The 2,469-nt window shown below is 67.7% G+C and carries 1 protein-coding gene and 1 pseudogene; both read left to right on the top strand.

The window, feature by feature from the left end:
• Positions 1-78 precede the first annotated feature (78 nt).
• Positions 79-1,725: an L-glutamate gamma-semialdehyde dehydrogenase gene (pruA, locus tag U9980_RS09495; RefSeq protein WP_322767591.1), complete on the top strand. Its 1,647-nt coding sequence runs from the start codon at positions 79-81 to the stop codon at positions 1,723-1,725.
• Between the two features lie 493 nt (positions 1,726-2,218).
• Positions 2,219-2,469: pseudogene (locus U9980_RS09490) on the top strand (hypothetical protein); the annotation flags it as partial.

Genomic DNA, 2,469 nt, shown 5'->3' with positions numbered 1-2,469 from the left:
GGTCCAGACGCTGATGGGTGGATCTCCCGCATTGGTTCTGGCGCATTGGTTCTGCTGCACAGTCAAGGGGTGGCTCGGATGGATGCCGTCACGGTCGTTCCGGAGCCGGTGAACGAACCGGTCCGCGACTACGCGCCGCGCAGCGCATGGCGTGACCGCCTGCAGACGGCGCTCACCGCGATGGCCGATGACCACGTCGAGCTACCGCTGGTGATCGCGGGTGCGTCGCGGCCGGGAACGGGCGAGCCCTTTGATGTGGTGGCCCCACACCGGCGTGCGTTGGTGCTGGGGTCGGGCCGCGCGGCGGCACCGCGGGACGTCGCCGACGCCGTCGACGCGGCGCTCGCGGCCGGGCCGGGCTGGCGGGCGTTGGGCCAGGACGACCGTGCGGCTGTGTTCCTGCGGGCGGCGCAGCTGCTCGCAGGGCGGTGGCGGGACACCGTCAACGCCGCAACCATGCTGGGGCAGAGCAAGAGCTGTTACCAGGCGGAGATCGACGCGGCCTGCGAACTGATCGATTTCTGGCGTTTCAACGTCGCGTTCGCCCGCGAGATCGTCGCCGGGCAGCCGGCCTCGTCCCCCGGGACATGGAACCGCATGGACTACCGCCCGCTCGAGGGGTTCGTCCTCGCGGTGACACCGTTCAACTTCACCTCGATCGCGGCGAATCTGGCGACCGCCCCGGCGATCATGGGTAATACGGTGGTCTGGAAGCCCAGCCCGACCCAGCAGCTCGCCGCCCACCACACCATGTCGTTGCTGGCGGAGGCCGGCCTACCCCCTGGAGTGGTCAACATGGTCACCGGGGACGGCGCGGCCGTCTCCGCGGTCGCGCTGCGCCACCGTGATCTCGCCGGCGTGCATTTCACCGGCTCCACCGCCACCTTTCGCGGGATGTGGCGGACGGTCGCCGACGGGATCGAGGGTTACCGCACCTACCCGCGGCTGGTCGGTGAGACCGGTGGCAAGGACTTCGTCCTGGTTCATCCCAGTGCCGACCCGGATGCCGTGCTGGTCGCCCTCGTCCGCGGTGCGTTCGAGTACCAGGGACAGAAGTGCTCGGCGGTGTCCCGCGCCTACCTGCCCGCCTCGATGTGGAAGGCGGGCCTGCGGGACCGCCTGGTGGCCGAGACCGCCGCGGTGACCTATGGCGATGTGTCGGACCTGAGTCTTTTCGGCGGTGCGGTGATCGACCGACGCGCATTCGACCGGCTGGCGGCACTGCTCGCGCGGTTGCGGGCGGATCCGGCGGTGTCGGTCCTCGTCGGTGGCGGTACCGACGATCGGGTCGGGTACTTCGTGGAACCGACCGTGGTGGTGTGTGCCGACCCCGCGCACGAAGTGTTCGCGGTTGAGTACTTTGGACCGATTCTGGCCGTGCATGTGTACGACGATCGGCCGAGGCCGGATTCGGATGCATTTTCCACGATCATGAAGGATGTTGCGGATGCCGCGCCTTATGCGCTGACGGGTGCGGTATTCGGCCGCGACCGGGCCGCCCTCGCCGCGGCCACCGAGGCATTGCGTTACAGCGCTGGAAACTTCTACCTCAACGACAAACCGACGGGCGCTGTGGTGGGCCGGCAGCCGTTCGGCGGGTCGCGTGCGAGCGGTACCAATGACAAGGCGGGTTCCGAGCTGAACCTGCTGCGGTGGGTCTCCCCGCGGGCACTCAAGGAGACCTTCGACCCGCCGCGAACAGTGGCCTATCCACATATGGCCTGAAAGATCGACAATGTACGTCGACGGTGCATGCGAACGCTGTCTCGGACGGTGTCTCGGCCGGTGTCGTGCCGGCGGCGGACGCCCGGACCACACCCGTTGCCGGTTGGTTGTCCGGTAGGAACTGGACGTCTGAAACATGGCTGTGCAATGGTTCGTTACCGGGAGCGACAACCATGCTGTTCTGCCTTTCACGTCGGAGAGCTGCCGGCCGAGAGGACCTTGGCTGGCCCGATCGTGGGTTTTCACGCCGCCGGCGGGATGCCCTGATCAATGATCAAATATGTGGACCGCGCCTCACGGCGGGATAGTCCGGCACCGGTGGGAAAGATCGCTCCTGTCCTTCGCGATACTTTGTCAAGGATTACGGGTGCGCCCGGCGCACCCGCGGAAGACTCTGAAATTTATGATCATATCCTCGGACGACGTCGGAGGCTGTCACCCGTTCCGGTGTGGATCTAAACGAAGCACACCGCGGGAAGGAGGCTGATCGCTCGTGCTCTACCTTGCCGGCCAGATCCTGGTGTTCGTCGCGGTGGCGCTTGTCATCGGCGTGCTGCTGGCCTGGGTGTTCCTTATCGGCCCGATGCGTCGCCAGAGCGAGGAGGCACGCCGCGCCCTCGCCGCCGGTTACGTCGGGCTGGGCGCGGCCCAGCCGCCCGTGGCGGACGACCGGGCTGGTAGCGCCGCGGTCGTGCCCGGCGTCGCGATGCCCGGCGCCGAGGTTGACGGTGCCGAGGTTGATGA

The sequence above is a fragment of the Protofrankia sp. Cr1 genome (assembly GCF_963555865.1).
In the GTDB taxonomy this organism is placed as follows: Bacteria; Actinomycetota; Actinomycetes; order Frankiales; family Frankiaceae; genus Protofrankia.
The sequence above is the reverse complement of the archived record's forward strand: the minus strand, read 5'-3'. Positions and strand labels throughout refer to the sequence as shown.

Excerpts from the sequence above, each read along its gene's own strand:
- pruA (WP_322767591.1), top strand. The coding sequence starts at position 79 with ATGGATGCCGTCACGGTCGTTCCGGAGCCGGTGAACGAACCGGTCCGC.